General features: G+C 71.1%; 23 protein-coding genes and 2 pseudogenes. 10 read left to right on the top strand and 15 right to left on the bottom strand.

Annotation, left to right across the window (positions count from 1 at the left end; genetic code table 11):
* Positions 1 to 2 precede the first annotated feature (2 nt).
* The 3 genes and pseudogenes from istB to ACL02T_RS10290 all read left to right on the top strand — a co-directional run bounded on the left by istB (position 3) and on the right by ACL02T_RS10290 (position 3,860).
* A pseudogene (gene istB / locus ACL02T_RS10300) lies at positions 3 to 673 on the top strand (IS21-like element helper ATPase IstB).
* A gap of 120 nt (positions 674 to 793) precedes the next feature.
* The gene (locus ACL02T_RS10295; protein ID WP_412830410.1) at positions 794 to 1,861 is read left to right on the top strand and encodes a site-specific integrase; all 1,068 of its coding nucleotides are present in this window, start codon (positions 794 to 796) and stop codon (positions 1,859 to 1,861) included.
* Between the two features lie 535 nt (positions 1,862 to 2,396).
* Positions 2,397 to 3,860 (top strand): tyrosine-type recombinase/integrase, encoded by a 1,464-nt coding sequence (locus ACL02T_RS10290; protein WP_412830409.1) that lies wholly within the window; start codon positions 2,397 to 2,399, stop codon positions 3,858 to 3,860.
* Here the strand turns inward: ACL02T_RS10290 and ACL02T_RS10285 are convergent.
* From ACL02T_RS10285 to ACL02T_RS10260, 6 genes are all read right to left on the bottom strand, one after another.
* Positions 3,757 to 5,151, bottom strand: a complete 1,395-nt coding sequence (locus ACL02T_RS10285) for a phenylacetate--CoA ligase family protein (protein WP_412830408.1) — start codon at positions 5,149 to 5,151, stop codon at positions 3,757 to 3,759. The two genes, ACL02T_RS10290 and ACL02T_RS10285, sit on opposite strands and share 104 nt — an antisense overlap.
* Before the next feature lie 724 nt (positions 5,152 to 5,875).
* Positions 5,876 to 6,511: a class I SAM-dependent methyltransferase gene (locus tag ACL02T_RS10280; protein ID WP_412830407.1), complete on the bottom strand. Its 636-nt coding sequence runs from the start codon at positions 6,509 to 6,511 to the stop codon at positions 5,876 to 5,878.
* Positions 6,512 to 6,643: 132 nt separating this feature from the next.
* Positions 6,644 to 7,942 (bottom strand): calcium:cation antiporter family protein, encoded by a 1,299-nt coding sequence (locus ACL02T_RS10275; protein ID WP_412830406.1) that lies wholly within the window; start codon positions 7,940 to 7,942, stop codon positions 6,644 to 6,646.
* Positions 7,943 to 8,523: 581 nt separating this feature from the next.
* Positions 8,524 to 8,868, bottom strand: a complete 345-nt coding sequence (locus ACL02T_RS10270) for a DUF6328 family protein (RefSeq protein WP_412830405.1) — start codon at positions 8,866 to 8,868, stop codon at positions 8,524 to 8,526.
* Positions 8,869 to 9,357: 489 nt separating this feature from the next.
* Entirely contained in the window at positions 9,358 to 9,834 is a 477-nt protein-coding gene (locus tag ACL02T_RS10265; protein WP_412830404.1) for a MerR family transcriptional regulator, read from the bottom strand.
* A 624-nt stretch (positions 9,835 to 10,458) separates the two neighbouring features.
* Positions 10,459 to 10,680, bottom strand: a complete 222-nt coding sequence (locus tag ACL02T_RS10260; protein WP_412830403.1) for a hypothetical protein — start codon at positions 10,678 to 10,680, stop codon at positions 10,459 to 10,461.
* A gap of 251 nt (positions 10,681 to 10,931) precedes the next feature.
* Here ACL02T_RS10260 and ACL02T_RS10255 point away from each other — a divergent pair, with 251 nt between their 5' ends.
* The 5 genes and pseudogenes from ACL02T_RS10255 to ACL02T_RS35150 form a co-directional block, all read left to right on the top strand.
* The gene (locus ACL02T_RS10255; RefSeq protein ID WP_412830402.1) at positions 10,932 to 11,645 is read left to right on the top strand and encodes a thioredoxin-like domain-containing protein; all 714 of its coding nucleotides are present in this window, start codon (positions 10,932 to 10,934) and stop codon (positions 11,643 to 11,645) included.
* Entirely contained in the window at positions 11,642 to 12,382 is a 741-nt protein-coding gene (locus ACL02T_RS10250) for a DUF305 domain-containing protein (protein ID WP_412830401.1), read from the top strand. The genes ACL02T_RS10255 and ACL02T_RS10250 overlap by 4 nt, the downstream gene beginning before the upstream one ends.
* A 493-nt stretch (positions 12,383 to 12,875) precedes the next feature.
* Positions 12,876 to 13,070: a hypothetical protein gene (locus tag ACL02T_RS10245; RefSeq protein ID WP_412830400.1), complete on the top strand. Its 195-nt coding sequence runs from the start codon at positions 12,876 to 12,878 to the stop codon at positions 13,068 to 13,070.
* Positions 13,070 to 13,342, top strand: coding sequence for a hypothetical protein (locus ACL02T_RS10240; protein WP_412830399.1), 273 nt, complete (start codon positions 13,070 to 13,072; stop codon positions 13,340 to 13,342). Before ACL02T_RS10245 ends, ACL02T_RS10240 begins: the two co-directional genes overlap by 1 nt.
* Positions 13,309 to 13,472, top strand: a pseudogene (locus ACL02T_RS35150) (IS256 family transposase); the annotation flags it as partial. The gene ACL02T_RS10240 and the pseudogene ACL02T_RS35150, both read left to right, overlap by 34 nt.
* On the opposite strand, the gene ACL02T_RS10235 reads toward ACL02T_RS35150, so the two are convergent.
* The 9 genes from ACL02T_RS10235 to ACL02T_RS10195 form a co-directional block, all read right to left on the bottom strand.
* Positions 13,469 to 13,855, bottom strand: coding sequence for a hypothetical protein (locus ACL02T_RS10235; RefSeq protein ID WP_412830398.1), 387 nt, complete (start codon positions 13,853 to 13,855; stop codon positions 13,469 to 13,471). The pseudogene ACL02T_RS35150 and the gene ACL02T_RS10235 sit on opposite strands and share 4 nt — an antisense overlap.
* Before the next feature lie 148 nt (positions 13,856 to 14,003).
* A complete protein-coding gene (locus tag ACL02T_RS10230) occupies positions 14,004 to 15,326 on the bottom strand; it encodes an alpha/beta hydrolase (RefSeq protein ID WP_412830397.1) in 1,323 nt (440 codons plus the stop codon).
* On the bottom strand, positions 15,323 to 17,914 hold the full coding sequence (locus ACL02T_RS10225) for a bifunctional lysylphosphatidylglycerol flippase/synthetase MprF (protein WP_412830396.1): 2,592 nt from the start codon (positions 17,912 to 17,914) through the stop codon (positions 15,323 to 15,325). Before ACL02T_RS10225 ends, ACL02T_RS10230 begins: the two co-directional genes overlap by 4 nt.
* 235 nt (positions 17,915 to 18,149) lie before the next feature.
* Positions 18,150 to 19,073, bottom strand: a complete 924-nt coding sequence (locus ACL02T_RS10220) for a F510_1955 family glycosylhydrolase (protein WP_412830395.1) — start codon at positions 19,071 to 19,073, stop codon at positions 18,150 to 18,152.
* A 59-nt stretch (positions 19,074 to 19,132) separates the two neighbouring features.
* The gene (locus ACL02T_RS10215; RefSeq protein WP_412830394.1) at positions 19,133 to 19,795 is read right to left on the bottom strand and encodes a TlpA family protein disulfide reductase; all 663 of its coding nucleotides are present in this window, start codon (positions 19,793 to 19,795) and stop codon (positions 19,133 to 19,135) included.
* A 113-nt stretch (positions 19,796 to 19,908) separates the two neighbouring features.
* Positions 19,909 to 21,555 (bottom strand): apolipoprotein N-acyltransferase, encoded by a 1,647-nt coding sequence (gene lnt / locus ACL02T_RS10210; protein ID WP_412830393.1) that lies wholly within the window; start codon positions 21,553 to 21,555, stop codon positions 19,909 to 19,911.
* Entirely contained in the window at positions 21,552 to 22,373 is an 822-nt protein-coding gene (locus ACL02T_RS10205; protein ID WP_412830392.1) for a cytochrome c biogenesis CcdA family protein, read from the bottom strand. The genes lnt and ACL02T_RS10205 overlap by 4 nt, the downstream gene beginning before the upstream one ends.
* A complete protein-coding gene (locus tag ACL02T_RS10200) occupies positions 22,370 to 23,023 on the bottom strand; it encodes a TlpA family protein disulfide reductase (RefSeq protein ID WP_412830391.1) in 654 nt (217 codons plus the stop codon). Before ACL02T_RS10200 ends, ACL02T_RS10205 begins: the two co-directional genes overlap by 4 nt.
* A 74-nt stretch (positions 23,024 to 23,097) precedes the next feature.
* Positions 23,098 to 23,655 carry a signal peptidase II gene (locus ACL02T_RS10195; protein ID WP_412830390.1) on the bottom strand — a complete coding sequence of 186 codons (558 nt, stop codon included), beginning with the start codon at positions 23,653 to 23,655 and terminating at the stop codon, positions 23,098 to 23,100.
* A 287-nt stretch (positions 23,656 to 23,942) separates the two neighbouring features.
* On the opposite strand from ACL02T_RS10195, the gene ACL02T_RS10190 reads away from it, so the two are divergent.
* On the top strand, positions 23,943 to 24,350 hold the full coding sequence (locus tag ACL02T_RS10190; RefSeq protein ID WP_412830389.1) for an ArsR/SmtB family transcription factor: 408 nt from the start codon (positions 23,943 to 23,945) through the stop codon (positions 24,348 to 24,350).
* Positions 24,343 to 26,382 carry a heavy metal translocating P-type ATPase gene (locus ACL02T_RS10185; RefSeq protein WP_412830388.1) on the top strand — a complete coding sequence of 680 codons (2,040 nt, stop codon included), beginning with the start codon at positions 24,343 to 24,345 and terminating at the stop codon, positions 26,380 to 26,382. The genes ACL02T_RS10190 and ACL02T_RS10185 overlap by 8 nt, the downstream gene beginning before the upstream one ends.
* Positions 26,383 to 26,440: the final 58 nt, after the last annotated feature.

Raw genomic sequence — 26,440 nt, 5'->3', positions numbered from 1 at the left:
CGATGAGCGAGGCTCGCCGCTACCAGCAGCTCAAGGCGCACCTGTCCTACCTCAAGCTCGGCGACGCCGCCGACGCGCTCAACCAGGTCCTCGACGCCGCCCGCCACGAACGACTGTCCCTGCTCGCCGCGCTCGAGCGGCTGCTGGAGATCGAGGTCAACGCCACCGAACAACGCCGGCTGGCCTCCCGGCTGCGGTTCGCCTGCCTGCCCAACCCCTGGACCATCAACGACTTCGACTTCGCCGCCCAACCCGGCGTCGACGAGAAACTCATCCGCGACCTGGCCACCCTGCGCTTCCTCGACGACGCCTCCAACGTGCTGTTCGTCGGCCCACCCGGAGTCGGCAAGACCATGCTCGCCACCGGACTGGCCCGCGCCGCGGTCGACGCCGGGCACCGGGTCTACTTCACCACGCCGCCGACCTCGCCGCCCGCTGCCACAAAGCCGCCCTCGAAGGACGCTGGGCCACCTGCATGCGCTTCTTCGCCGGTCCGAAACTGCTGGTCATCGACGAGCTCGGCTATCTGCCCCTGCCCGGGGACGGCGCATCCGCGCTGTTCCAGGTCATCAACCAGCGCTACCTCAAGTCCTCCACGATCCTGACCACCAACGTCGGGGTCGCCGACTGGGCCGGCGCGTTCGGTGACGCCACCGTCGCCGCCGTTATCTGACTACTGCATGTCGAGTGTCGGAAGCGTCCGTGACGGGGTGGCGAGTCTGCGATCGGCGTTGTCGTGGACGGCTTATCTCTGGTGTCCATGACGACCTTGGTTCGGGTTCAACGTGTGCTGATGCCCTCCGGCGTGGAGTCGGCGACGGTCGTGCGCGACGGTGGCGTCGTTGACTGCGCCGATCGGTTCCTCGCGCATCTGACGGCGATCGAGCGGTCACCGAACACGGTGCGCGCGTATGCCCACGACCTGCGTGACTTCCTCGCCTTCCTCGCCTCACGAGGGACCGCGTGGGATGGCGTCGTGCTGGAGGACCTCGGCAAGTTCGTCGCCTGGCTGCGACTGTCCGGGGCCGCACGCGACGGGCGGGTGGCAGCTCTGCCGTGGGTGGAGGGCGGCTTGTCGGCGGCGACGGTGAACCGCAAGTTGTCGGCGGTCGCCTCGTTCTACGAATTCCACCACCGCCACGGCACCGACCTGCACGAACTGCTGACGCGGTGGCGACCAGGCGGGCGCGGCGGGTCCTGGCGGCCGTTCCTGGCGCATCTGGGCGACAAGCCGGAGCGGCGACGCGTGATCTCCTTGCGCAGTGGCCGGCGCCTGCCGCGGGAACTGACCGCGGCGGAGATGACGACGCTGGTCGAGGCGTGCGACCGGCTGCGGGACAGGTTCCTGCTGTCGCTGTTGCGCGGGACCGGGCTTCGTATCGGTGAGGCTCTCGGCCTGCGGCACGAGGACATCGACGCGCTGCGGCGCGTGATCGTCGTCCGGCAGCGGGCGAACGTGAACCGGGCTCGCGCGAAGACCCACTCACGCGAGGTGCCGGTGGATCCGGCGTTGGTCCGGCTCTACAGCGACTACCTGCACGAGGAGTACGGGCCGCTGGACTGCGATTACGTGTTCGTCAACCTCTGGGCGGCACCGGTGGGCCGGCCGATGAGTTACCCGAGCGTCGACCGGCTGGTCCGGCGGCTGCGTCGTCGGACCGGCATCGAGTTCACCCCGCACCAGTTCCGACACAGCTACGCCACCGGCCTGCTTCGTCGCGGCGTCGCGGTCGAGGTGGTGGCGCACCTGCTCGGCCACGCCAACGTCAGCACGACCGTCGACACCTACAGCCACCTCGGCATCGAGGACGCCCGCCGCGCCCTGGTGGCTGTCGGGGTGCTGGCCGAGGCGACGCCGTGACCCGCCTTCGGGCACCGGCGCGTCCGGCCCGCGACGATCTGCCCACGCGGCTGCGGACGTTGCTTCGCCCGGAGTTCGCGGCGCCGGTCATCCTGGTCGACCCGTCGGACCCGGTGACCGGCGGGCCGGTCTGCGTCGCCGCTGTCTGCGACCGGTGCACCAGGGCATGTGCAACCGCCACTACCAGCGCTGGCACGCCGACGGCCGCCCCGACGTCGAAGCCTGGGCAGCATCGGTCACCGCGAACACCCGCTGGTTGACCGAACCGCGCAAGTGCACCGTCGCGTCGTGTCGCCGCGCGCTCTGCGAGCACGACCTGTGTCATTCCCATGCCGTCCGATGGGAGCAGGCCGGACGGCCCGAACGCGGCGCGTGGATCGCTGCTGGCGGCGGCGGTCGGTTGCCGGCGGCACCGGAGTGCGCCTTCCCGACCTGCAGCTTGGACGCCGAAGGCGCGGCTGGACTCTGCCAAGTTCATCGCAGTCGATGGATCCGTCACGGCCGTCCACCCGTCGACGAGTGGATCGAGCACTGCATGCTCTGGGGCCGCGACAAGTTCGACCTTCGCGCGCTGCCGACACCGATGCGGTCCGAGATCGCCTACGCGATCCAGCGGCGCGTCGACGAGCGGCGCACCAAGACTCGCCCGGAGAGCATCCTGCGGCTGATCCGTGCCCTGCCCAGGGCAGGTGCCGCCTCGTTGCTGGACCGCACCCCGGAGGAGTGGACCGCCTACCTCGGCTACTCCAGCGAGCGCGGCAGCATCGAGCGGCGGTTCCTGCTCGACGCGATCAGCTACCTGCACGACCTGACCGACGGCGTCGGCTGGGACGCGGAATACCCCCGCGACGTCTGGCTGCTGCGCCGCCTCGGTTACCCGGGCCGGGACGGCCAGCTGCGCTTCGACGGCATCGAAGCGGCGTGGCTGCGATCATTGACGAAGCGCTGGATCCGCTGGCGGCTCTCGACCGGGATCAGTGTCGGCGCGGTGCGCTCCGACGTGCGCGCGATCACGCTGTTCGCGCAGTCGTTCCCGTCGCTGCAGCGCGGGCCGCAGGCGGTGACCCGCGAGTTGATCGAGGCCCACCTGGCGCATCTGGCGGCTCGATACCCGTCGCCGAAGACCCGCACCCGCTACATCGGCGCGGTCGCCGGCTTGCTGCGGACGGCGCGGCAGCACGGCTGGGAGCCGCGGCTGGATGCCCACGTCGACCTCTACCGGGAGGACTACCCGCGGCTGCACCAGCGCCAGCCGCGGGCGCTGTCCGAAGCGGTCATGGCGCAGCTGGAACACCCCGACAACCTCGCCCGGTTCAAGGACCCACGCGGCCGGCTGCTCGTCCGCATCCTGATGAGCACCGGCCTGCGAGTCGGCGACGGATGCAAGCTCGCCCTGGACTGCGTCGTCCGCGACGTCCACGGCGCTCCCTACGTGCACTACACCAACCACAAGATGCGCCGCGAAGCGTTCGTGCCCATCGACACCGACCTGGCCGACGCGATCAGCCGACAGCAACAGGCGGTGCTCGCCGAGCTGCCGTCCGCGACGTTCCTGCTCCCACGCCCGACACGCAACCCCGACGGCCGCGAGCCCTTCAGCACCGCCACGTTCCGCGGCGAGCTGAGCGAGTGGCTGCGCGCCTGCGACATCCGCGACGAGCTCGGCAAGCCCGTCCACGTCACGCCACACCAGTGGCGACACTGCGCGCCGAGACCGAGCAACGCCGAGACCAGCTGCGGGCCACCCAGCGCAGGCTGGCCCGAACGGCTGCGGATCATCCGAGGCTGCGGCTTGGGCTCGATGCGTGTTCATCGCTGGTCCTTCCCCCGGGGGAACGCTCGGAGCTATAGCCCAGTGACATTGAGGAATGAATTGTCCTCCGCTGTCATGGTGATCAGCCTGATCGGGAGGTGGGTGTCAGGGGCTCGACGAGCCGGTACTTGCCGCCCGTACCGGGCTCAGGCGGTCCGGTGGCTCGGCGAACGGTCACGTGGGTGAGGCCGTTGCGGGCGATGAGCTCGGTGAGCTCGCGGTGCACCAGGGACCACACGCGGTCGGGGACCGCGTCCGCCGCAGCGGTCAGCCGCACGGACAGCTCGGTCGGAGTGGTCTGCCGGATCTGGAACAGTTTAAGGCCGGGCACCCGGTCGAGTCTGGTGGTGAGGTCCAGCGGCGTGATAGTCACGCTGCTACCGGTCGGGGTGGGCAGGGTGAGCAGGTCGGCGGTGCGGCCCTGTACCCGCAGGGCCGGTAGCGGGGCGCCGCAGGGACAGGGGTCGGGCCGGACCAGGACGCTGTCGCCGAGGTCGTAGCGTAGGATCGGCTGGACCCTGTTCGCGAGGTTGGTGAGCAGCACGGTGTGGGACTGCTGCCCGGGTGGGATGGGGCGGTGCTTGGCGTCGACGGGTTCGAGGAGGGCCCAGTCGGCGTTGACGTGGAGCCAGCCCTCCGCACAGCTGTAGGACAGGAACGGGCATTCGGTGGCGGCGTAGGAGTTGCCGACGACAGCGCCGAACGCGGCGGCGATTCGGGTGGTTTCGGCTTCGGGCAGCCCTTCGGCGGTCAACGCGACCAGTGCGGGTCGGATGCGTAGCCGCCCGGCCTGCTGCTCGGCGGCCAGCAGCGCGGCCGTGCTGGCATAGGGGGCCAGCACTGCGGGCTGCAACGCGTTGAGTTGGGCGACCAGCTCGGGCAGCGGCGTGTGCACCGACAGTGCGTGAACTCGGCTTCGGCCCTGGGCGCTACCTCGCAGGCGGGCGGCGGCGGCGGAGGAGGCGAAGTGCCCGCCCGTGGCGGTGACCATCGCCACTCGCCCTCGGCCGGCAACGAGTCGGGGGAAAGCGGCCGGGCTCAGCCAGGTGCTGAGCATGCGCCAGCTCAGCGCGGCTGCCACCGCGAGTGCGTGCTCATCGAGCAGGAACGTCCCACGAACCCCGGTGGTGCCCGAGGTGGTCGCCACCGTGTAGGCGGAGAGGAACCGCCGCCCGATCAGGGTTGGGTCGGCCACGAACGCCTGCACCAGGTCTTGGGTTGCGCGTGAGTCGGTGACCCAGTCGTTGAACCGAGGCATGAGCAGCGCCTTGCTGGTGACCGGCAGTAGCTCAGGGTAGTCGATTCGTGCGGGCAGGTCGCGGTAGAGGTCGCGGTAGAGCGGCGAGTGTTCACGGCTGTAGGCGATGATCGCCGCGAGGCGGTCGCGTCGGCGGGCAATGATCGCAGGCCACCCCCGCCGGTAGGCCCGGTGGGCGTCGCGCAGCAGCCGCAGCACGCTGTGCTCCTCGGCAGTCATGTCGGCAGCCATGTGGACCTGCACGGATCGTCCGGCGCTGTGACGGTCGGACACCCGAACGCGGGAGGGAACCGCCTAGAGGCGGCGGTGTGCTCGACGTAGGCCCGCGATTGGGTCCGGCCCCGGTAGGGCTGCTCGACGACACGAACAACCTGGATCTTTACCCCGGCCATTAGAGCGACGAGGACCCGGGAAGTGGGCGGGCAACGGGGCGGGCAACGGGGGCGATCAAAGTCGGCGCCATGAGTGCGACGCCGACCAGAACCGCGACTCATGCTGGTGAAGATCGGGTTGCGGGTCCGGCGAACAGCCCGTTCGGGATCAGCTCGGTGCGCTTGGACTCGTCGGCGCCGATGCGGCCAGGAGGTGCCGGCGTTCTGCGTGATCAGCGCGACGCCGAGGCCCGTAATCAGCACGACGCCAAGGTCGATGACCGCGACCAAGGGCCCGAGTCGGGCGATCACGGGATGCAACAGGGACCGGGCCGGGGCCGCGGTGTCGGTGAGCAGAAGTGTCGGCCGCGGCCGGCCGAGTACCAGCGCAGCGGGGAACATGGTCCCGCCCCACCACGCCAACGAGACGGGGCGGCTGGGGATGCCGCGAAGCCCGCTCGTGCCGGTTGGGCGGATTTGGAGCCAGGTTCTGATCCCCAACGCGAGGATCGAACCGACCAGATCGAACCCGCGCGCGGTCCACGCCCGGTAGTGGGCCTGTTGCGGCGCGCTCACCGAGCCTCCTGGCCTGAGTGGGGGCGCTCGGCCACCCCGAGGAGGTAGTGCCCGCGGAGGTGGGTACGGGAGCGGGGGTCGACGCGCAGGCCCTGGTGTTGCAGCTCGGTGAGGAACTCCTCGCCGCTGAACCGTTCCTCGGTGGGGTGGTCGAACAGCCATCGGTAGGCGCGGGTGGCCAACGCGGCCGCGGTGACCTCGTCGAAGTAGAACCGCCCGCCCGGCTTGAGCACCCGGGCCACCTCGCTCAGCGCGGCCCGCCAGTCCGGCACATGGTGAATGATCGCGAAGTCGAACACCGCATCGTAGCTGGCGTCCTCGGCGTCGAGTGCGGCCCGCAGGTCCGTAGCGTCGCCGACCATCAGGCGGACCCGCCCCTGGTAGCCGGCGAGTCGCCGGCGGGCCCGCGCCACCATGGCCGGGTCCAGGTCGACCGCGTCAACCCGGGCGGCGGCGAACTGGGCCAGGATCAGTTCGGTGCCGTAGCCGGCGCCGCAGCCCAGCTCCAGCACCCGCGCATCGTGCGGTAGGGATCCGCCCAGCCGCTGCAGGGCGGGCACCTCGTAGTACCGCTGCAGGGCGCGCCGCGGCGGGCTGTTGATCAACGCCGTTTCCACCCGGTTCATCAGCATGGGACGGCTCCTTCCAGGGCAGGCCGATCGCGGCGTCAAGGGCTCGAGCACGTCGGGGCATGCGAAGCACTCGGTGATCTGGGCTGTGATCGGAGCAGGCTTGGGTCAGGCTGTCGGGGTCAGAGGGTGGACTCAGGGCCGCTCGGGGCGCTGTTCGCGCAGCGCGCGGCCGCTGAGTCCGTCGCGCAGGGTGGCCCACACGGCGCGCCGGCGGCGGATGAGCAGGATCACGGCCAGCAGCAGGTACAGCGCGCCGAGGCCGATCCGTTCGATCGCGGCCAGGTCTGGGGGCAGGGTCCAGGCCAGCGCGAACTGTGCCAGGAACAGCCCGAGCAGGGCCCAGGCTCCTCGTCGCGACAACGCGCCCGCGGCGACGAGGGCCACGGCGAACATCGACTGGGCCGCGGTGAGGAACAGTTCCTCGCGCTGCAGCGGATCGATCGGCAGCCCGCTCAGCGAGCCCGCGGACACCGCGAAGACCAGCGGGAGGATGCCGACCAGCAGCGTCCACTGGTTGATCTTGGAGGAGATCAGGGCGCCAAGGGCAGCGGCACCACGCAGCTTCCAGGCCAGGATCAGCACTGCGATGAACTCCGGGGTCTCCGAGGCGAGCGGGGCCACCCACTGGACGAGCAGGAACTGGCTGACTCCGAGCTCGGTGCCGGCCTCGACCAGGCTGTCGGCGAAGGACTCGGCCACGGCCAGGATGACCGCTGCGGCGAATACCAGCATCCCCACTGCGGCCCAGCGGCGGGGCCGGGGCGGGCCGGTCGCGATCCGCGCCGCGGGACCGATCAGCTCACCGCCCTCCTCGTCGTCGTCCTCGTCATTGCCCTCGCCCTCGGCGCCGCGGACCCGCACCAGGTAGATCCCGAAGATTGCGAACAGGACGAGTGTGTCGAGCAGGTTGAGGGTGTCGCGCAGCGCGAAGCTCAGTGCGTACAGACTCGCCACCGCAAGGTAGGCGACCTCCACGGTCTGCACCGGCTCCAGCCGCACCGCCGAGCGGTCCTCGGGTGGCCCGTCAGGGTCGCGGCGCCGTCGCGCAGCCAGCGCGGCCAACACCACCACCGACCAGCCGATGCCGATCAACAGCCGGTTCGCCCCGGTCATGTTGGCCAGCGCCAACGGAGCGTAGATCTCGGGGTCCTGGCCGGCCTTCCAGGCGAACACCACGTCGACGGCGTACTCGGGCAGCACCGCGATCAACGCCAGCAGCGCCAGCGCCAACCCCTGCCCGATGTCACGTTCGGCCAGCTCCGCGCCCCAACTCAGGAAGAACGCTGCCCCGATCACCGCCGCACCCAGCAGCAGCACGGCCAGCCCCGCCGGGACGTGAACGCCGCTGAACCGCAGCACTAGCCCAGGCGCCGCAGCCAGCACCGGCAGAGCCAGCGGCCAGTTATGCCGCACCGTGGTTGCCGCTTTCATCGCTGCGCTCCCTGAGGTCCTGCTGGAGTGATGGCGCCGAGCCGGGGTATGAACTGCTTGGTTGGCGCGGCGGGCTGCCCGGTGGCCATGGAGCCCCCTTCATCGAGGAAAGTCGATAGCATCGCTAGATCACGATGATTAACTGTACTCGCGGCCGGCCGGGATGCGGAAGCGCCTAAGGGGCAGAAGGGGCGAAGTTCACCCTGCAGAGCCGCAGCCCCGCGCAACGGATCTTGTAAGAACTCAAGGCAATGCGCGCACCCGTGCTTGTCCAGCTTCGGCGCCGGCCAACGGCCCGAGACCTCCACGTCGTGTCGTGCAGGCCGCTGATCGTGGCTGTCACGACAAGGGGCGACAGGGCCGTTGTGCCGGCGGCAGGATTGGCGAGCGGTCGGGAGTAGCGGCCGAGCGAGGCGATGTCGGCCGACCTTCGGCTGTCCGGCACACTTCCACGACAGATCACCGTGGGGCCCCGAGCTAGACTCGCCCCGGCCCGCCTCCTGGCCACCCAGGGCCGCGCGGCCCCTGGACCGAGGACTGCGCATCGCTAGCAAGCGGCGCCGGAGATGCGGGGGTTGGTGTCATCGGCGGCACCACAGCGGCACCACGGCCCACAGCAGCGCGTAGACGCCCAGAAGTGCGCTACTGATCCACAGTGCCGCGCGCTCGCCCAGTCCGATCTCCAGGGCGAGGTACACGCCGGTCACGATCGTGACGGCCAAGCCGGCCAGTCCGATCAGCGCCAGCCGGTGCGCGATGCGGACCAGCTCCGACTTGCGACCGCGCTGGAACACCATTCGGTGGATCGCCACCGGAGCGATCAACAGCGCCAACGTGGCCACGCATGTGCCCACCGTGATCAGGTAGAGACTGCGGCCGACGCCATCGAGGAGGGTGAACCGGGTGGTGAACGGCAGCGTCAGCAAGAAGGCGAGGAGAATCTGTACCCCCGTCTGGCGACCCGCAACTCCTGGAGCAGCTCACAAAAGTTCCGGTCGACCCGCTGCAACGGGGTTTCCGCACGCTGACCAACGTTCCAGGCGTCATCGCGCACCGGCGCGCGCCAAGACCGTTCTCCGCGACCCGGCCAAGCGCCAGCGGCGCCGAAGTGCTGTGGCGGAGACGCCCCGTCCCCGGCACCGCTCAGGGGTGGGCACCGCTCCCGGTAGCGGCCGAAGGAACCGGGAACACCGTCGAGGTCTATCTCGTCGTCTACGCGAGCGGTGAAGGCCCCGCGGTGGCCGACCTCAATTCGGTCCGCCACGCCGTGGTCCTGCTCGAGCGTTACCGCGCGGGCGCTCCGCCCCCGTCCGTCAGCCAATGAGTGCCATCGGGGGCATGGGCCGAGCTGGGCGTGGGCCGAGCTGGACGCTGCGGCCGCCAGCGGCAGCGTCTCCGGGGGCGCCGTCGTGTGCTCACCGTCCACCCGGCGCGGCCCCTTTCGGCGGCCGAGATGGTTCCCGGGAGTGGACGTGGAGGTGACTGTTGGTTCTCTCGAGAATTGCGCAGACGGTGACAGGTCGGTCATCGCTGCAGCTGTCGGCCCGTTGCCGGGTTTCGGCGAGGGCGTCGCGGAACGCGGTGAGTTCCGCGGCGGCGGCCTCGAGCTCGACGATGCGTGCGTCGAGCAGATCGCGAACTGTGGCGCACGGAGGAAGCCCTCGATCCCGGGTGGCGAGCACCTCGCGGATGTCGTCAAGGTGCAGGCCCAGGGTACGGGCCTGGCGGATGAAGATCAGGACTTCGACGTCGTGTGGGGTGTAGAGCCGGTAGCCGGTCGCGGTGCGCTCTGGGGAGGGCAGCAGGCCCTTGGCCTCGTACAACCGCATCGCTTTGCGAGTCAGACCGGCCGCACGGGCGGCCTGACCGGTGGTCAGCTGCGGGCGCGGCATGCGATGCCTGCCTTTCGTGCTTGGCGGGGTTGACCTGGCCCCAGGGGCCAGCTTCTAGCGTCGGAAGGGTTCGACGAAAACGCGACGAAAGAGGTGCTGATCATGCCGTTCCGCGAGGGTGAGGTGTTTCGCTGCCCGGACGATGACTGCGGGTGCGAGCTGACCGTGACCCGCGCAGCTCCTCCCGTGTGCACTGGCCCGCAGGATGCCCCGACGTGCTGCTGCGGCCAAACCATGGTGCGCGAGCCGGCGTAGTGTCCGGGCCAGCCGGGCCACCAGACCCGCGATGCCATCCCGGCGGAGCCCACCGCCGGATTGGCGCTCGACGCCCCGGTGAGCCGACTGGTGCTGCGGTCTCCGCCTGGGCCAGGCGGCGATGGCCGACCCTCGGCCGAGGAAGGGATCCTTCGCTCGGCCGAGGCTCGGCCATCGCGCCCGGAGGAGACAGGTCGGGCCGGTGTCTCGAACCCCTCGGTCTCGATCGTGGGGGGCGCCTTGATTGTCGTGCAACTGAGGGGCGGTTCCGAGGGTCCCGGGCTGCTCGTTCCTGGTCGGCACCCGCCGCTCTGACGCCGGGGCCATGCCGCGACCCGGCAGCATCGATCAGACCTGGGGCAGCGTCGATCAGCCGCTGCCCCCGCCGTCGCTGTCCGGTGCGTTCGTGTCGCGCGAGCCCTCGTCATCGCTTGGCTGGGGTTGCTGCTGGGTCGAAACCTGCGGGCTGTTCGAGTCCTGCCCAGAGCCGCCTCGGTCGTCAGTCTGGACGCAACTACTGGCGCCGGTCAGCACCGCCACGACGAAGACCAGCGCACTCAGGGTCACTTTCCATGCCGCGGTGCGTCTCATCGCTCGGCCACCTTCCAGTATCGGCAAGTGGCAATGATAGCTTGTTCGGGCGATCCGTTGGTGTGGCGATCGCGGTCTCAGGGTGACCAGGCCGACCAGCGGCCGGCACGCGCGATGGAGTCGCGTGACGGCCCCGTGAGAGGGCGCGACGAATGGAGTGGCCGATGACGGGCAGGCGGGGAACGGCGCGCCGCGCCCGGGGTGGTAGGCGGATCACCGGACGGTCGACCCCGTGGGGAACCATCGCGGCGGTGGCCGTGGTCGTGCTGTTCGCGGTCGGCGTGTTCGGGTATGCGTGGCTTCGGGACCGATCAGAAGACGCTCGGTCCGCCGCGCTGGCCGGATACACCCCGTCTGCAGCGGTACCGGACCCCTCCACTCAGATTCCCGGCGTGGAGGTGGTGGCCTACCGAGGTGGTCAGCATGTGGCGAGCACCGAGCAGGTCGCCTACACGCACTCGCCGCCCAGCGGCGGCGCCCATGACGGGATGTGGGCGGCGTGCACCGGGGTGGTCTATGACCAACCCGTGCGCAGCGAGAACCTGGTGCACTCGATGGAGCACGGCGCGGTGTGGATCACCTACAACCCCGAGCGGCTCGGGAGGGATGGCGTCGAGCAGCTCGCCGCGCGAGTGCGAGACCGGCCCTACTCCGCGATGTCGCCCTATCCGGGACTGGATCAGCCCATCTCGCTGCAGTCCTGGGGGCATCAACTCAAGCTGGCCGACCCGGCGGATCCGCGTATCGACCAGTTCGTTGCGGCGCTTAGGGCCAACCCGAACACCCACCCGGAGGTCGGGGCGAGCTGCCAGGCGCTGGGGCCGGGCCGGTTCGATCAGGACGATCCGCCCCCCTATCGTCCGGCGCCGCCCACCAGCGCGATGGGCCAGCCTGGCGTGCGCGCCGAGGCCGAGTCCACCGCAGCCAGCGGTGACAACGTGGCACCGATGGGAGGGGGATCATGAGCAGGCTCTCGGGCATCAACACCCCGTCCTCCGACCGCGCCGATGACCGCGGCGCCGGCGAGACGAGCCTCGTGTCGGCACAGACCTCCGTCCCGGTCCGCGTCGCGAGACGTTGGACGCGAGTGCTGCTCGGTATCGGCCTGGCGATTTCACTGATCCTGCTGGGCGCGGCCGCGGACCGGCTCGTCGGTCAAATCGAGGCAATTCCAGACCCGGGCGCTGAGTCCATCGATGTCGGCTTCGCCCAGGACATGAGCGTGCACCACGGGAACGCGGTGCAGATGGCCAGCTGGATACGCGATCACAGTACGGACCCCGTGATCCGCCAGCTTGCCTACGACATCGAGTCGGGGCAGACGGCACAGATTGGCCAGATGCAGGGCTGGCTGTCGCTCTGGGGCGCTGCGCTGCAGCCCGTGAACGGCTACATGCGGTGGGTGCCTGGCATGGAGCAGGCACACGCCGCGGCCGGCGTGGCTGCGATGCCCGGAATGGCCTCGCAGGACGACCTCGCCCGGCTGCGGGCCAGCTCGGGTCCGTCCGCCGATGTCCTTTTCCTGCAGCTGATGATCCGTCATCACCAAGGTGGCGCAGCGATGCTGGATGTGGCCGCTCAGCTGGCCCAGCAATCCCAGGTCCGGAACCTGGCCGCGCAGATGCTCACGGCCCAAAGCGCCGAGACGGTGCTGATGCGGCAGTTGCTGAGCGAACGAGGCGCTACGCCCCTTGAGAAGTGAACGAAAGCCGCCACGGCGATACACCATATCGCCGTCGAGAGGGTGCTGATCGCCGCGCCGGCCGTGGCAGGTCAGGTCGAACCGGCTGGCGTGGCTGGCTTGTTCCCTGGGGCCGTAGTGGGGTTCGGCGCTCTAAGACGAGCTGGTGTCCGAGCCCGGGTCGCATCAACTACTACAACGGGAAGCCAAGATTCACGGTGGGCTTGCTCTCGGTGAGTGCGCCGCAAGTTGTAGCGCAACCGGAGCAGCGTTGATTAGCGTGCGATCCTACCTGGCGGCCGCCCGGTCTCGACCGCTGCGGCGGGACCCTCCGGTCTGCCGCTCCCACGGTTCTTCGGATGGGCCGCGGCGGGTTCTTCGTCGCGGAGTGGCTACATGCGCCGGCCGGCCCAGGCCTTTACGGTGCCATCCCTAACATGTACTGGCGTAGCTACATTCGAGGAGCGCTACTGGCACGAGCGCGCCGTCCCAATAATAGATATCTTTAGGAGGAATGATGGAGTCGGTGCTGTACAGCTTGCTCGCGATTTCTTGCCCTTTCGGGATGGCCTTGATGTGGGTGAAGGAGCGCGGCAAGGGCAACGCGGCTGGTCATCAGGCGGAGAAGGTCCAGATCGCTGAGCTGCGTCGTGAGATCGACCAACTGAAGGCCGCGCGGGCGGCGCAGCGCGTGAACAACGACGCGTGATGTCGACCTGGGTCCTCCCTGCTGTCTCGATCATCGTCACCTACCTCGTGTGCATCCGACCGAGCCTTCGCGGGGGCTGCAAGATGGGCCGTGATGCGTGCAGCGATCCCATCGTCGAGCGGCAGCTCGCGGAGCTGAGAACGGAGCTGCGGTTGCTGCGCGCGCAGGATTCGGGCGACGACGCTGACTCCCTCGGCAACCGGCCGCAGCAAGCGCTGGTACGGGCGGACGAGCACGGCGCGCGGGTTTCCCGACCGAACAGGCCGCGCTGAAGTTTCTCTACCTGGTCATCCGGTCCCTCGACATCGGAGAAGGCAGGGCGAAATGCGGTGGAAGCCGGCCCTGAACGCCCTTTCGGGATCAACCTCCGCCAGCCGTATCGGTCGCAGCAACAGAAACTAGCCACGACCGGTGCCGTCACCAAGACCGGTTACACCGTTGCTCCCCGGTTCCAGCAGCGGCGCGGTTTGGATGGGATCGACGAGGTTGTGCTTGCGCTGACGGCTTGCGGCCGGGCGGCCGGCGACGTTGCCCGCGTCGCCGCGGCCCGCGACACTTCGCTGTTGACGGGTTCCCTGTGCGTGGTAGGACGCCTTGTCGGCGGCGGCGATCTCCCGATCTGGTCGGCTCTCCCCCCGGGTTCTCGGGGATGCGGCTTCCGGGTTGCCGAATGGTGCAGGCCCCAGATCCCGGCAGGCGTACTGACACTCCCAGGCCGATCGCATGGCGTAGGCGACGACGACGAGAACCTGCAGAGCGAAGGCGAGACTGATCGGGATGCTCATTCCGGTGTCCGGCGTGTGCTTGACGTCTGCCTTTTGTGGGCAAGTGCCGAGTGCTTACTCGGCCGGTAGAGATGCCTTGAGCCTTCGTCCTGAGCCGAAGCTGCAGGATGGCGGGATGCTGGCCCGGCCGCGGCACCCGGTCGACGCTTCACTGGTTCGGGTTGGCTTGCGGGGTGAGGTGGGTGCGGCCGGCCAGCCAGGGCAGCGCGTCGTCGAGGGCGGTGGTGGCCATCGTCCAGCTGTGGCCGCCGGGCAGCTCGAGTAGCTCAATGTTCATCCCGGAGCGTTGGGCGGCGTCAAGCACTGTGCGGGCTTGGGGCCCGTAGTCGCGGTCGTCGCGTCCTACCGCGAGCACGCCCGCGGTGTGCGGGAATCGGGTGGTGGCGAGGATGTCGAGCGGGTTGACCGCGCGGTAGGCGCTCTGATCACCGCCGAAGGCGGCTTGCACGGTCTGCTCGCGGGTGCCGAGGGTGGGCTCGGCTTGTCCGGAGATGTCGAGGAAGGTGGGGTAGACGGCGGGTTGGCGCACGGCGAGCTGCAGGGCGCAGGTGCCGCCGTAGGAGAATCCGCCGATGGCGCGGCGGCGCGGGTCGGGGTCGGTGTGCAGGGCGGTGGTGATCCAGTCGGGGACGTCGCGGGCGAGGTAGGTCTCGACGTTGCCCAGCCGCGAGTCCAGGCACAGTGGGTTGGCCAGCGTCGACCCGGTGGCGTCGGGCAGGACCACCACGGGGGCCAGCCCGTTGTGGGTGGCGGCGAAGCGGTCGAGGACCTGGGCGAGCTTGCCGGCGACGAGCCAGTCCTGCGGGGAGCCGGGTTGCCCGGCGATCAGCACCAGGACCGGCAGTTGGGGTCGGCGCTGGGCTGACAGGTAGGCCGGGGGCAGATACACCGATGCCGGCCGGGCGCGGAAGCCGGACACCACGCCGGGGATCTCGACGCGGGCAACCCGACCCGCGCCGGGCATGTCCGGTGGCGGCCGCCAGGCCTGTGCCAAGGGCTGGTCCGGTCGCACCGGCAACGTCGGCACGTTGGGCAGCTCGGTGAGCTCGATGGCGTTGGCGTCGGGGATCCCGAGCGCGGCGCGGACGGTGGGGTAGTAGCCGTAGACCGCATTGATCTTCATGGCCGGTAGCAGCAGCGCCAGCACCAGCAGCGGCGCGGCGAGTCCTCGCGCCGGCCAGCCCCTGCGCCGCCAGCCTGCCCCGGCCAGGCCGAGGGCGAACAGGCCGACACCACCCCAGAGCAGCACGCGAATGGGCAGCGGATCCGGGAACGGGCGCCACCACGTGTTGATGACCCAGCCGCTGAGGGCAGTTGCGGCCGCGGCGCTGAGGGCCACGAGCGGCACGATCGTGGTCCACCATCGTCGATGCCGGTCGCTGAGCAGCCCGACGAACGCGACCAGCCCGAACCCGGTGATGATCAGCGTGGCTGGGCCGGCGAGGACCGAGGCGTCGAGGAGCCTGTTCACCGTCGGCGGCCCGGGGCGGCTGGATCCTCGGATGGCCGAGCCGGGGGAGAGCTGGCTGGCGGCGGGGCAGGCTCTCGCCGGGGCCGGCGCAGGCGGCGAAGCACGTTCAGGGCGCGCCGGGCTGTCAGGTCGGGGAGGTAGGCGCGGGTGATCGCCGCGGCGATCGCGGGTAGCGCGCCCGGGTCGGGATAGGCCAGATACAGCGGCCGATACTCGGGCTGGAACTTGGCCTTGAACGCCAGCAGCGACTGGAACCCGTACACCGGTTCGAGGGTCTCCCCGAGCCGATCCAGCAGCCTTTGCAGCCCGTCGGGTCGCTCACCCCGGTCCCGGCGGGCCAGCGGGGCCCCGGACAGGCTGACGAACTGGGCCCCCTCCTCCTGGAAGGCGAGGACGGCGGAGGCGATGAGGAACTCCATGACCGGGCGGAAGCCGCCGTCGCGGCGGCGCATGAAATCCAGCGTCCAGCCGACGACTTGCCCGTCGGCGTAGACCGGCAGCCAGCTGGTCGCGCCGTGCACGGTCCGGTCGGCGTCGACCGCGAGCAGGCAGCGCACCTGCGGGTCGGCGAGCTCATCGAGGCCGCCGAGGGTGAACCCCATCTCCGGGAGCCCCTTCTCGGCCACCCAGTCCTCGGAGATGCCCCGGATCTGGTCGGCGATCGCCGCGGGCGCGGAGGTGTAGTCGACCCACTCCGCGCAGATGTCGGCCTTGCGGGCGTTGTTCAGCGCGCTGCGCACATCCTGCCACCGGCGGCCGGTGAATCTGAGCTCCGGCAGCGCCAGCACCGTCTCCTCGGCGACCTGCAGCGACGCCCACCCGCGCTGCTCGAGATGATCACGGACCGGGGCGCCGACGCTGTAGAGACAGGGGGTCCAGGCGTGCTCGGCGCAGAACCGGGCGAAGCCATCCACCGCGCCCAGCCGGTCCGGGGCCTTCCCGAAGGGCTCGCCGGTGCTCAGCGCGACCCCGCCGATCACCCGGTAGGCGATGCCGGCCCGCCCGGTGTGGTCGAGCCAGTACCGCTGCCCCCGCCAGGTCGTCAGCCAGGACAGGGTTGATCCGCCGTGGCGGCACAGCAGCTCACGGGCGGCGGCCGCGTCGTCGGGGACCGACGGGGCGTGGCGCAGCACGCGCAGGGCGCTGCCGAGCGCGACCGCCCAGAACAGCACCCCGATCCATCCGAACAGCCAGCTGGCGGCCCAGCCGACCGGGGCGATCGCGACCTCGACTTGGCCGAGGTACCCCACGGGCAGGAAGCGGGTGGGTAGGTCGGCCGCGAGCTGTGCCCAGCCCGGCTGCGGGAAGAAGCCGTCGCGCACCACATAGCCGCCCAGCAGATACACCAGCGACGACGCGACGAACGCTGCGCCGACCGCGGCCGCCCACCGGCGCAGCACCCGCGCCGGCGCGGTGACTGCGAAGCGTCGCCGTGTAACCAGCAGCAAGGCGACGACGGCGAGGGGATGAGCGGCCGCGGCCACGAGTGCGGTACTCGAGCCGCCCGCCGCTGCGTTCGGTCCGAACGTGACGAGCCGTTCGGCGGGTACCGCGGAGGTGAGGACCGCGAGGCTCACCGCGAGCCCGGCGAACACGAGCTGAAGCCCGAGGCTGCCCCACCACGCGAATCGTCGTCCCCGGCGCAGCCCATCGGCCAACAGCAGTGCCACCAGCACCGGCAGCAGCGACAACACCGCCGGCCCGGCCCCGCCGATCCGCAGCCGCAGCCGCAGATCAGCGCAGTCCTCCACCACGGCCGGGTCCGCACAGAGCGCTTGAACGGTCGTCGCGTCCGGGGCCGGGTCCAGCACCAGGTAGCGCAGCACCGACAGCGGCCCGCCCGCGGATCCGGAGAGCGCGGCGAACACCGGCCCGGCCGCTGACGCGGCCACCACCAAGGCCACCAGGGTCCGGACCTCCGGTCCGGTCGCCGCCCACCGCCGTCGAGCTCGGGTTCCCGCTGCTGGCCAGGGCGAGGGTCGCTGTGATCGCCGCTGGGCGGTCGGAGCGGACCGCCACACCAGCGGGACCATCCCCACGGCAAGTCCGGCCAACCCGGTCGCGAGCCGCGACACGTCTTGCCACGACCCGGAGTACAACGCCGCCGTCGCTAAGCCCACCAGCAGCACCAGCCGCAGGCGACGCCGCCACAGCGAGTCGAGCTGCGCACTGACCCCCAGCGCGACGCCCAGCACCGCGCCGGCCGGGCCGACGGCGAGGTCTGTGGCCATGCGTTGCGCCCACAGATCGGACACACTCGCCGTGCTCGTGAGTAGGCCACCGGCCACGGCCATCCCGATGCCTTGCGCCAGCACCAGCAGCACCAGGGTGCGGGCCGAGCCGAAGCGGCGTTCGACGGGGAAGAGCACCGCCAGCAGCAGCAGCGTGGCCACAAGATAGCTGGCGAGGTTGGCGCACCAGAGCAGGCTGGTTAGCGGGGACCACCACGCGCCCACGGCCAGACTGGGAACGCCCACGCCCACCGCCTGGCGCAGCAGCGGGCCCGGGCCGTGCAGCAGGCTGCCGGTCAGGGCGCCCAGCCCCCACAACGCTGCGGTCAGCGAGAGCGCGACCGGGGCCTGCACCATCGCAGACAGCAGCCGAGCCGCCAGGCACCAGGCCCGTCGCAGCCACCGGCGGGGGCGTGGCCGTACCGGCGGGGCGGCGGGAGCGGGCGATCCATCGACCGTCCGGGAGGTGCTGCTCATGGCTGCGCGCGCCCCCGTGCTCTCGGGGGGCCAGCGACGCCAGCCCACAGCTCGCCTTCCGAGCGCAGCGGTCCGTTGCCGGTCGCGGCGAAGCCGGCATGAAGCAGTGGCCTGCTCACGTCAACGCCGCCACGGTGCGCCCGCCGTCGCCGGAACGGTAGATACCACCGGCAGTGGCGATCAGCAGCTGGCCGCCGCCGAGCGCGGTCAGAGCCTGCGCACGGCCGCCGGGAACGACGCCGAGCTGCCGCCAGTCGGCTCCGGGGATGCGGGTGTAGAGGGTGGCGTCGGATCCGAGACCGAACACCGCACCGTCCGGGGCCCAGGACAGGTAGGCCATGGCGGGCCCGGCGGCCCGCCCGAAACTGCGCCCACCATCGCTACTGGCCGCCACCCCGCCCGATACCGTGGCCAGGACCTGCGCCGGATCCGCGGGGTCGACGGCGATGTCCAAGGCTGCCAGCGGGGCACGGGGTTGCCAGCTGCGCCCGCCGTCAGCGCTGACCTGCAGGAGCTGGTTGGTGGCGTCGTAGCCGTAAACGGTGCCCAAGCTGGTCTCCAGGGCGTGGAAGTCCACCTCCCCGGCCAGGCTCAAAGTAGTCCAGCTCGCCCCGGAATCAGTACTGGCGATCAACCCGAGCGGGTTCGCGATCTGCTCGTCCGGGCCGGGGTGCCCGCTGGACAGGAACGCTCGGGGCCCGGTGATGGTGAAGCCCATCAGGTCCCGCCCGGTGGTGCCGGCGGGCTGCAGCGGCCCGGCACCGCTCGGGCCGGTGCGGAACAAGCCGTCGTGGGTCGCCACGTAGATCGCGCCGTCGGCGGGGTCGACGCCCACTCCGTGCACATGCGCGTAGGCCGGCGTGGGCCCGGCTCCGGACCGAGCAGCAGGTCCCGCAGCAGGTCCAGCAGCGGGTCCCGCAGCGGCACAGCCGGCGAGCAGGGCCGTGACCGCCACACCGACGACGAGGGCCTCAACACAGGTCTTGCTGCGCCTCCGGCTGCGCCACGCTGTCCTCACAGGTGCCCACCTCTGTGTCATCGCTGTTGAGTCCTTCCGTGTCACCGGTGTGGCCTAGGGCGGTCCGCCTCTGCGGCGACTCACTTGCTGGTTTGAGCACGCTGTGTTGCGGCGTCCACGGTTGCGGCCACCTGTTGGGGGGAGTGGAAGACCAGGGGGTCGGTGATCCGTTCGACGGTGCCGTCGGGCCGGAGCAGCCAGCTGCTGGGCAGCACGGGGGGTGGCCCCAATGCCGCCTGCAGCCGGTTGTCCGGGTCGCTAAGCGAGGGGTAGCTCATGTCGAGCTCATCAGCGAGGGCCAGGGCGTCGCCGGGTCGGTCGCGCACGTTGACCCCAAGCACCGGGATCGCCCCGGGGGCGGTGCTGTAGGCGTTGAGAACCGGGATCTCCTCGCGGCAGGGACCGCACCACGACGCCCACAGGTTCAGCAGTACCGTCCGCCCGGCCAGGGCGCGCCCGAGTGGCACCGCGCCGGGCGCGCCCAGGCACGGGACCACGACCTCGGCGAGCGGACCACGGGGCACCGCCGCGGGTGCGCCCGCCGGTGCAGGGGCCGGGCAGGCGGGCAGTGCGGCCGCCGCTCGAGCCGCGGTCAGAGCCGAGTCGTCGACAGCCTCGGCTTGCGGTCCGGGGGCCGGCTGTGCCCCGACGGGCACCGCAGCTGCGGGTGGGAAATCGGCGGGCTGCGGGGTTCGCGGCCAGAGCGCGATCACCCCGACCACGCCGAGCACCACCACAGCCACCGTCCACCGCAGCTCCGCACTGCCTAGCCCGCCCGCACTCTGCAGCCCCGCACGATGGGGCGCCGCGCCGCGCGTCTGCGCCTTCCATCCTGCCCTTGTCGGCCTCGGCCCCATCAGACACGGCCTCCACGGTGCAGTAGCGCCCGGCGTGCCGGTGCGACGAGCAGCGCGACGGCACCGAGCGCGACCAGGACCCACTCCACCGCGCCACCGACGGCGGTGGCCGGGGTGACGCGAGCGCGTAGCGGGACCTGCGCGACCAGCGCGTCGGCGGTGAACTGCCCGGTCTGCTGCATGATCTCTCCGTCGGGGTCGATGATCGCGCTGACTCCGCTGGTCGCGGCGACCAGGACGGTGCGGCCGTGTTCGATGGCCCGGATCCGGGACTGGGCCAGCTGTTGGAAGGTCATTTCGGTGCGTCCGAAGGTGGCGTTGTTGGCCGGTACCGCGAGCAGCTGAGCACCGGCGCGGACGGTGTCACGGACGGTGTCGTCGAAGGCGACCTCGTAACAGGTGGCCACCCCGACCGCGGCCGGGCCCAGCTCGAGCACCGTGGCCTCGCGGCCCGGCACGAAGTCGGCCCGCACCCGGTCGACCTTGTCGCTGAACAGGCGCACAACCGAACGCAACGGCATGTACTCGCCGAAGGGCTGGAGCCGGCGCTTGGTGTAGCTGCCGGTCGGGCCTGCCCCCGGCTCCCACCGGATCGCGGTGTTACGCGGGCCTCCGGAGGGCGGGGTTTCCACGGCCCCGACCAGCACCGGCGCGTTAATCGCCGCGGTGGCCCGGTCGATCGCCGCGGCGGCGTCGAGGTTGCGCAACGGATCGATATCCGCGGAGTTCTCCGGCCAGATGACCACGTCCGGACGGGGCAGCCGCCCGGCTGCCACGTCGGCGGCCAGCTGCTCGGTGCGCCGCACGTGGTTGGCCAGCACCGCGGCGCGTTGCGCGTTGAAGTCCAAGCCCAGCCGCGGCACGTTGCCCTGTATCACCGCGACCGTGGCGGTGCCGCTGTCCTGGCCGGTGTCGCCCACGTCGACATCCAGCAGCGGCAGGGCGGTCAACGCGGCCACCACCGGCACAGCCACCCACGCCCCCCAGTGCCGGACGATCAAGGCTCCCGTGGCGGCCGGGCGGACAAGATCGGCACCGATCACCGCCAGCCCGAACCCGGTCAACACGACCGCGAACCCGATCAACGCCGGGCCGCCGACCGCGGCCAACGCGGCAAACACCCCGTCGGGCTGGCCGAAGCCCACCCGTCCCCACGGGAACCCGCCGAACGGCACCCGCGAGCGGGCCGCCTCACCGCCCACCCAGATCCCGGCCGCCCAGACCGGCCAGCCCGGCAACCGCGACACCGCCGCGATCCCGGCCCCGGTCACCGCCACGAACAGCGCCTGCAAACCGGCGAGTACCAGCCAGGGCAACGGCCCGACGTAGGTCCCCGTCCACGACAGCAACGGCACAAAAAACCCCAGCCCGGCCAGGGCGCCGTAGCCGAACCCCGCGACCAGGCCGCGTCCGCGCAGGACCAGCGCGAACACCGCGAACCCGATCGGAGCCAGCCACCACAGCGGCCGAGGCGGAAAGCTCAGATACAGCAGCGCGCCGGCTCCGAGCGCACCGGCACACCGCCAGCCCATACCGACCAACCGCCGGCGCGGGCGCCCGGGGATCGCCGCGGCGATCCCCGCCTCAGCGGAGGCCGCGGCCGCACGGGTGTGGGGGACCGTGGCTCGGGGGCTGGGGAAGCTCATAACGGCAGGGTGTATCCGGCGATCGGCCCGCGCAGCCAGGCGATGAACTCGCCCCACAGCCCAGTGACCAGCAGCCCGCCGAGCGCGAGAAGCATGATCCCCCCGGTGATCTGCAGGCCGCGGATGTGGCGGCGCATCCAGTCGGTGGCCCGTACCGCCCACTGGGTGCCCAGCGCGATCAGCACGAACGGCACGCCCAGCCCGGCGCAGTAGGCCAGCACCAGGACCAGGCCGCGCACCGTCGACGAGCCGACCTGTGTGCCGGTGGCCAACGCGATCACCCCGGTCAACGTGGGCCCCAGGCAAGGCGTCCAGCCCAGCCCGTACACCGCGCCCAACACCGGGGCACCGGCCAACCCGACCCGGGGCACCCGGTGGATGCGCACCTCCCGCTGCAGCGCGGGAAAAAACCCGAGAAACACCAGCCCCATCGCGATCGTCACCACCCCGCCGAGGCGTTGCAGCAGCTGCTCGTTGCCCAGCAACCAGTCCGACAGCCCGAGCACCAACAACACCCCGGCCACGAACACCACGGCGAACCCAGCCACGAACAACAACGCCGCCCCGGCCACCCGCCATCGCCCCGCACGCCTGACAGCCCGCTCGGCGGTCCCGGCGCCGACACCCTCGTCGCCAGCGGTGTCGCGTTGCTCAACGTCGCGTTGCTCAACCCCGACCAGCCCGGCCAGGTAGCCGACGTAGCCGGGCACCAACGGCAGACAGCAGGGCGAGGCGAACGACAGCGCCCCCGCCGCGAGCGCCAACCCGAACGCAATCAGCAACGGCCCGGAGATCGCCAGCTCGGTCAGCCCGCTCACGAACCGCCCCCGCCTGCTGCTCCCGCTGCTCCCGCTGGCTCCGCTGCGGCCCCAGAGCCCCCAGCAGACACAGGTGCAGCGCCACCCGGCGGGGCCGGTTCAGCAGCGATGCGCTGCACCACCGGCAGCAGCTCAGAAACCCGCACCGCGGTCAGGAAGATCGCAGCCACCCGCTGCTGGCGGTCCAGCACGACCGTGGAGGGCACCGTGTTGCGCGGGAAGCCGCGCAGCGCCAACAGAGAGCGGCCCGGATTGTCATAGATCGACGGGTAGGTGAACCCGCGGTCGACCATGAACGAGCGGCCCGTCTCCCGATCATCGCGCACGTCGATGCCCAGCAGGGTGACCCCTTGGGGCTGCATCTGCTCGTGGATCTGCTGCAGGCCCGGCATCTCCTCACGGCACGGCCCGCACCACGCACCCCAGACGTTGAGCACCACCACCTGGCCGCCGAAGTCGCTGAGCCTGATAGTCCGTGCGGGGTCGAGCAGGCTCTCCCCGGACAACTCTCCGACGCTGCCCCGTTGCTCGGGGGGATCGTAGAAGATCCGTGTCTGCCCACCGGGAGCGACGAAGGTGAACGGCCGGGCCTGACTCGGTGCGTTCCCGGTCGGCGTCGCGAACGAGCAGCCCGCCAGCACCACCGCCACGACCCCACCCACCGCCAGCCGAAGCGCCCCCGGGCGCATCCGCAGCCAGCCAACCCGACCAGGACGCCACCGGCTCATCCCTCGACAACCCCCGCAGACCCCGACCGGGCCTCGGCACGAGCACCGCGCCACGCCCCCCACAGCAAACCCAGCGCCCCGAGAGTGATCGCGGTATCGGCCAGGTTGAACGTCGGGAACCAGCCCAGCCACAGAAAATCGGTCACCGCCCCGTCCGGGACCCGGTCCACGATGTTGGCCACCGCCCCGCCCAGCACCAGACCCGCCGGCACCGGCGGAGCAAGAAGACCCAGCACGATCGCCACCGCCACACCAGCGGTCACCAGCGAGGTCAGCCCCAACACCATCCATCCGGGCAGCCCGTCGCCCACGCTGAACGCCACCCCGGTGTTGTGGCTCAGCTGCAACCGGCCGATCCCGAGGTCCACCGCAGCGCCCGGCAGCCGCGTATCGGCCAGCCACTTGGTGATCACATCGACCAGAACCACCGCCGCGGCCATCAGGCCGGCCACGGCAACCACGCCGTACCCGGGCCGCGGCCGTCGCGGCGGCGAACTCGGGAGGGGGTGGTCCCCGCGGCCCGAGACCGGATCCGACGGGCTGTCGATCGCCATGCGACGATGTTACAAGCAGGAGACGATTACAGCGGAAGGCGGGTCTCCAGCGCTGTGCGACCTGCGCACGAACTCGACTATCAACACCGGCGCCTCCCGACTTCCGGCACGTCGGCGCGCGCTCGATGCACCGTGCCGCAGGCAGATTCTTCGCGCACGTCGGAGGATCGTCTATCCTGCCAAGCAGCACCAACTCGCCAGTAGGGCACTCTCTGTCCTGATGCGCCCTTTTGCGGGGTTCGCCTCCCCGCTGGAGCTCGACCGGGCCTTGACGTTATCATCGCTGCATGGCGATTGACGAGGTGGGGGCTGCTCGTCCTCAGTCGCGGGAGGAGTTGCTTCCTGCGGTGGCGTTGTTCCACGGGTTGTCGGATGCGACCAGGTTGGCGATTCTGCAGCGCCTGTCTCAGGGGGAGGCCCGGGTGGTGGACCTGACCGGTCAGCTCGGGTTGGCGCAGTCCACGGTGTCGGCGCATCTGGCCTGCCTGCGCGATTGCGGGCTGGTGGCCGGCCGGCCGCAGGGCCGGCAGATGTTCTACTCACTGACCCGCCCCGAGCTGATGGATCTACTCGCCGCGGCGGAAACGCTGCTGACCGCGACCGGATCCGCGGTGGCGCTGTGTCCCAACTACGGCATCGCCACCCGTTGCGCCCCTGTCGACACCGCCCAGATCATGGCGGCCCGCGATGAGTGATGCCTGTGGGTGCGGCGGCGACGAGCCTCGCGTTCCCGGTGTGGAGGCCGAGGAGCACGAGCCGGAGCGGCTGTGGGAGGTCTCCGAGCTCCGGGCTGCCGCCGTCGCCGGGGTGCTTCTGGTAGCGGCGCTGATCCTCGGTTGGGCGGACGGGCCGGCCCCGGTCGAGCTGGTCCTGCAGGCGGCGGCGCTGCTGGTCGGAGCCTGGACGTTCGTTCCGTCCACCCTGCGTCGATTGGCCGGGGGCAAGATCGGCGTCGGCACGCTGATGACGATCGCGGCAGTGGGCGCGGTCCTGCTCGGCGAGGTCGGCGAGGCCGCGATGCTCGCATTCCTGTTCTCCATCAGTGAGGGCCTCGAGGAGTACTCGCTGGCCCGCACCCGCCGCGGCCTGCGCGCGCTGCTGTCCCTGGTCCCCGAACAGGCCACCGTCCTGCGCGACGGCACGGAGAGAATCATCACCCCGGCCGAGTTGCGAGTCGGCGACACCATGTTGGTGCGACCCGGCGAGCGGGTCGCCACCGACGGCCGCATCACCATCGGGCGCAGCGCGCTGGATGTTTCGGCGCTCACCGGCGAGTCGGTACCAGTCGAGGCCGGCCCCGGCAACGAGGTGTTCGCCGGGTCCATCAACGGAACCGGCGTGCTCGAGGTGCAGGTCACCAGCACCGCCGAGGAGAACTCGCTGGCCCGGATCGTGCGCATTGTCGAGGCCGAACAGGCCCGCAAGGGCGCCGCCCAGCGCATCGCCGACCGTATCGCCAAGCCCCTGGTCCCCGCCGTGATGATCCTCGGTGTGCTGATCGCCGGGGTGGGCAGCCTGCTCGGCGACCCGCTGGTGTGGATCGAACGCGCCCTGGTCGTCCTCGTCGCGGCCTCCCCCTGTGCACTGGCCATCTCCGTGCCGGTCACCGTGGTCTCCGCCGTCGGCGCGGCCAGCCGCCTCGGCGTGCTGGTCAAGGGCGGCGCCGCGCTCGAGGGCCTGGGCCGAATCCGCGGGATCGCCCTGGACAAGACCGGCACCTTGACCCGCAACCAGCCCACAGTCATCGAGGTGGCCGCCACCGACGGCGCTACTCGCGAGCAGGTGCTTGCAGTCGCGGCAGCCCTCGAAGCGCGCAGCGAGCATCCGCTGGCCCGGGCCATCCTGGCCGCCGTCGACACCGTCACCCCCGCCGCCGACGTCGACGCAGTACCCGGGGCCGGACTGACCGGGCGGCTCGACGGGCGCGCGCTGCGGCTGGGCCGGCCCGGTTGGATCGACCCCGCCGGCCTCGCGGCCGAGGTGGAGCGCATGCAGCGCGCCGGGGCCACGGCTGTACTCGTCGAAGCCGACAGCCAGCTGCTTGGCGCCGTCGCGGTCCGCGACGAACTCCGCTCCGAAGCCGCTGAGGTCGTCGCGCGGCTCCAGAAGGCCGGCCACCGGGTGGCGATGCTGACCGGGGACAACCGCGCCACCGCCGCCGCGCTGGCCGCCCAGGCCGGGATCACTGAGGTGCACGCCGAGCTGCGCCCAGAAGACAAAGCGGCGCTGATCGGGAAGCTGCGCACCGAGCGCCCCACCGCGATGGTCGGCGACGGTATCAACGACGCCCCCGCCCTGGCCACCGCCGACCTCGGTATCGCCATGGGCGCCATGGGCACCGACGTGGCCATCGAAACCGCCGACGTCGCACTGATGGGCGAGGACCTGCGTCACCTTCCCCAGGCCCTTGACCACGCCCGCCGCGCACGAACGATCATGCTGCAGAACATCGGACTGTCCCTGGCCATCGTCATCGCGCTCATGCCGCTCGCGTTGTTCGGCGTCCTCGGTCTCGCAGCCGTCGTCGCCGTGCACGAACTCGCCGAGGTCGTCGTCATCGCCAACGGAGTCCGCGCCGGCCGAGCCCGTGCACTGGCCGCAACTCCCATACCGCGAATCGACGTTGCGCCAGTGAACGCGACCGCCGAGGCCTCTTCCGTCCCGGGGACTCGTGGGCCTTCGCGTCCTGCAGATACGGGCGTGGATCCCACACGGGCACAACGGTGAACCCGCCAGCGATTCAACCACCCGACCGCGGCCGTCGCCTACGGCGCGGTTTCCCGGC

This window comes from Pseudonocardia oceanicola, from assembly GCF_047200735.1.
Lineage (GTDB): Bacteria > Actinomycetota > Actinomycetes > Mycobacteriales > Pseudonocardiaceae > Pseudonocardia.
Note: the sequence above shows the minus strand (reverse complement) of the source record. Positions and strands in the feature narration are given on the sequence as shown.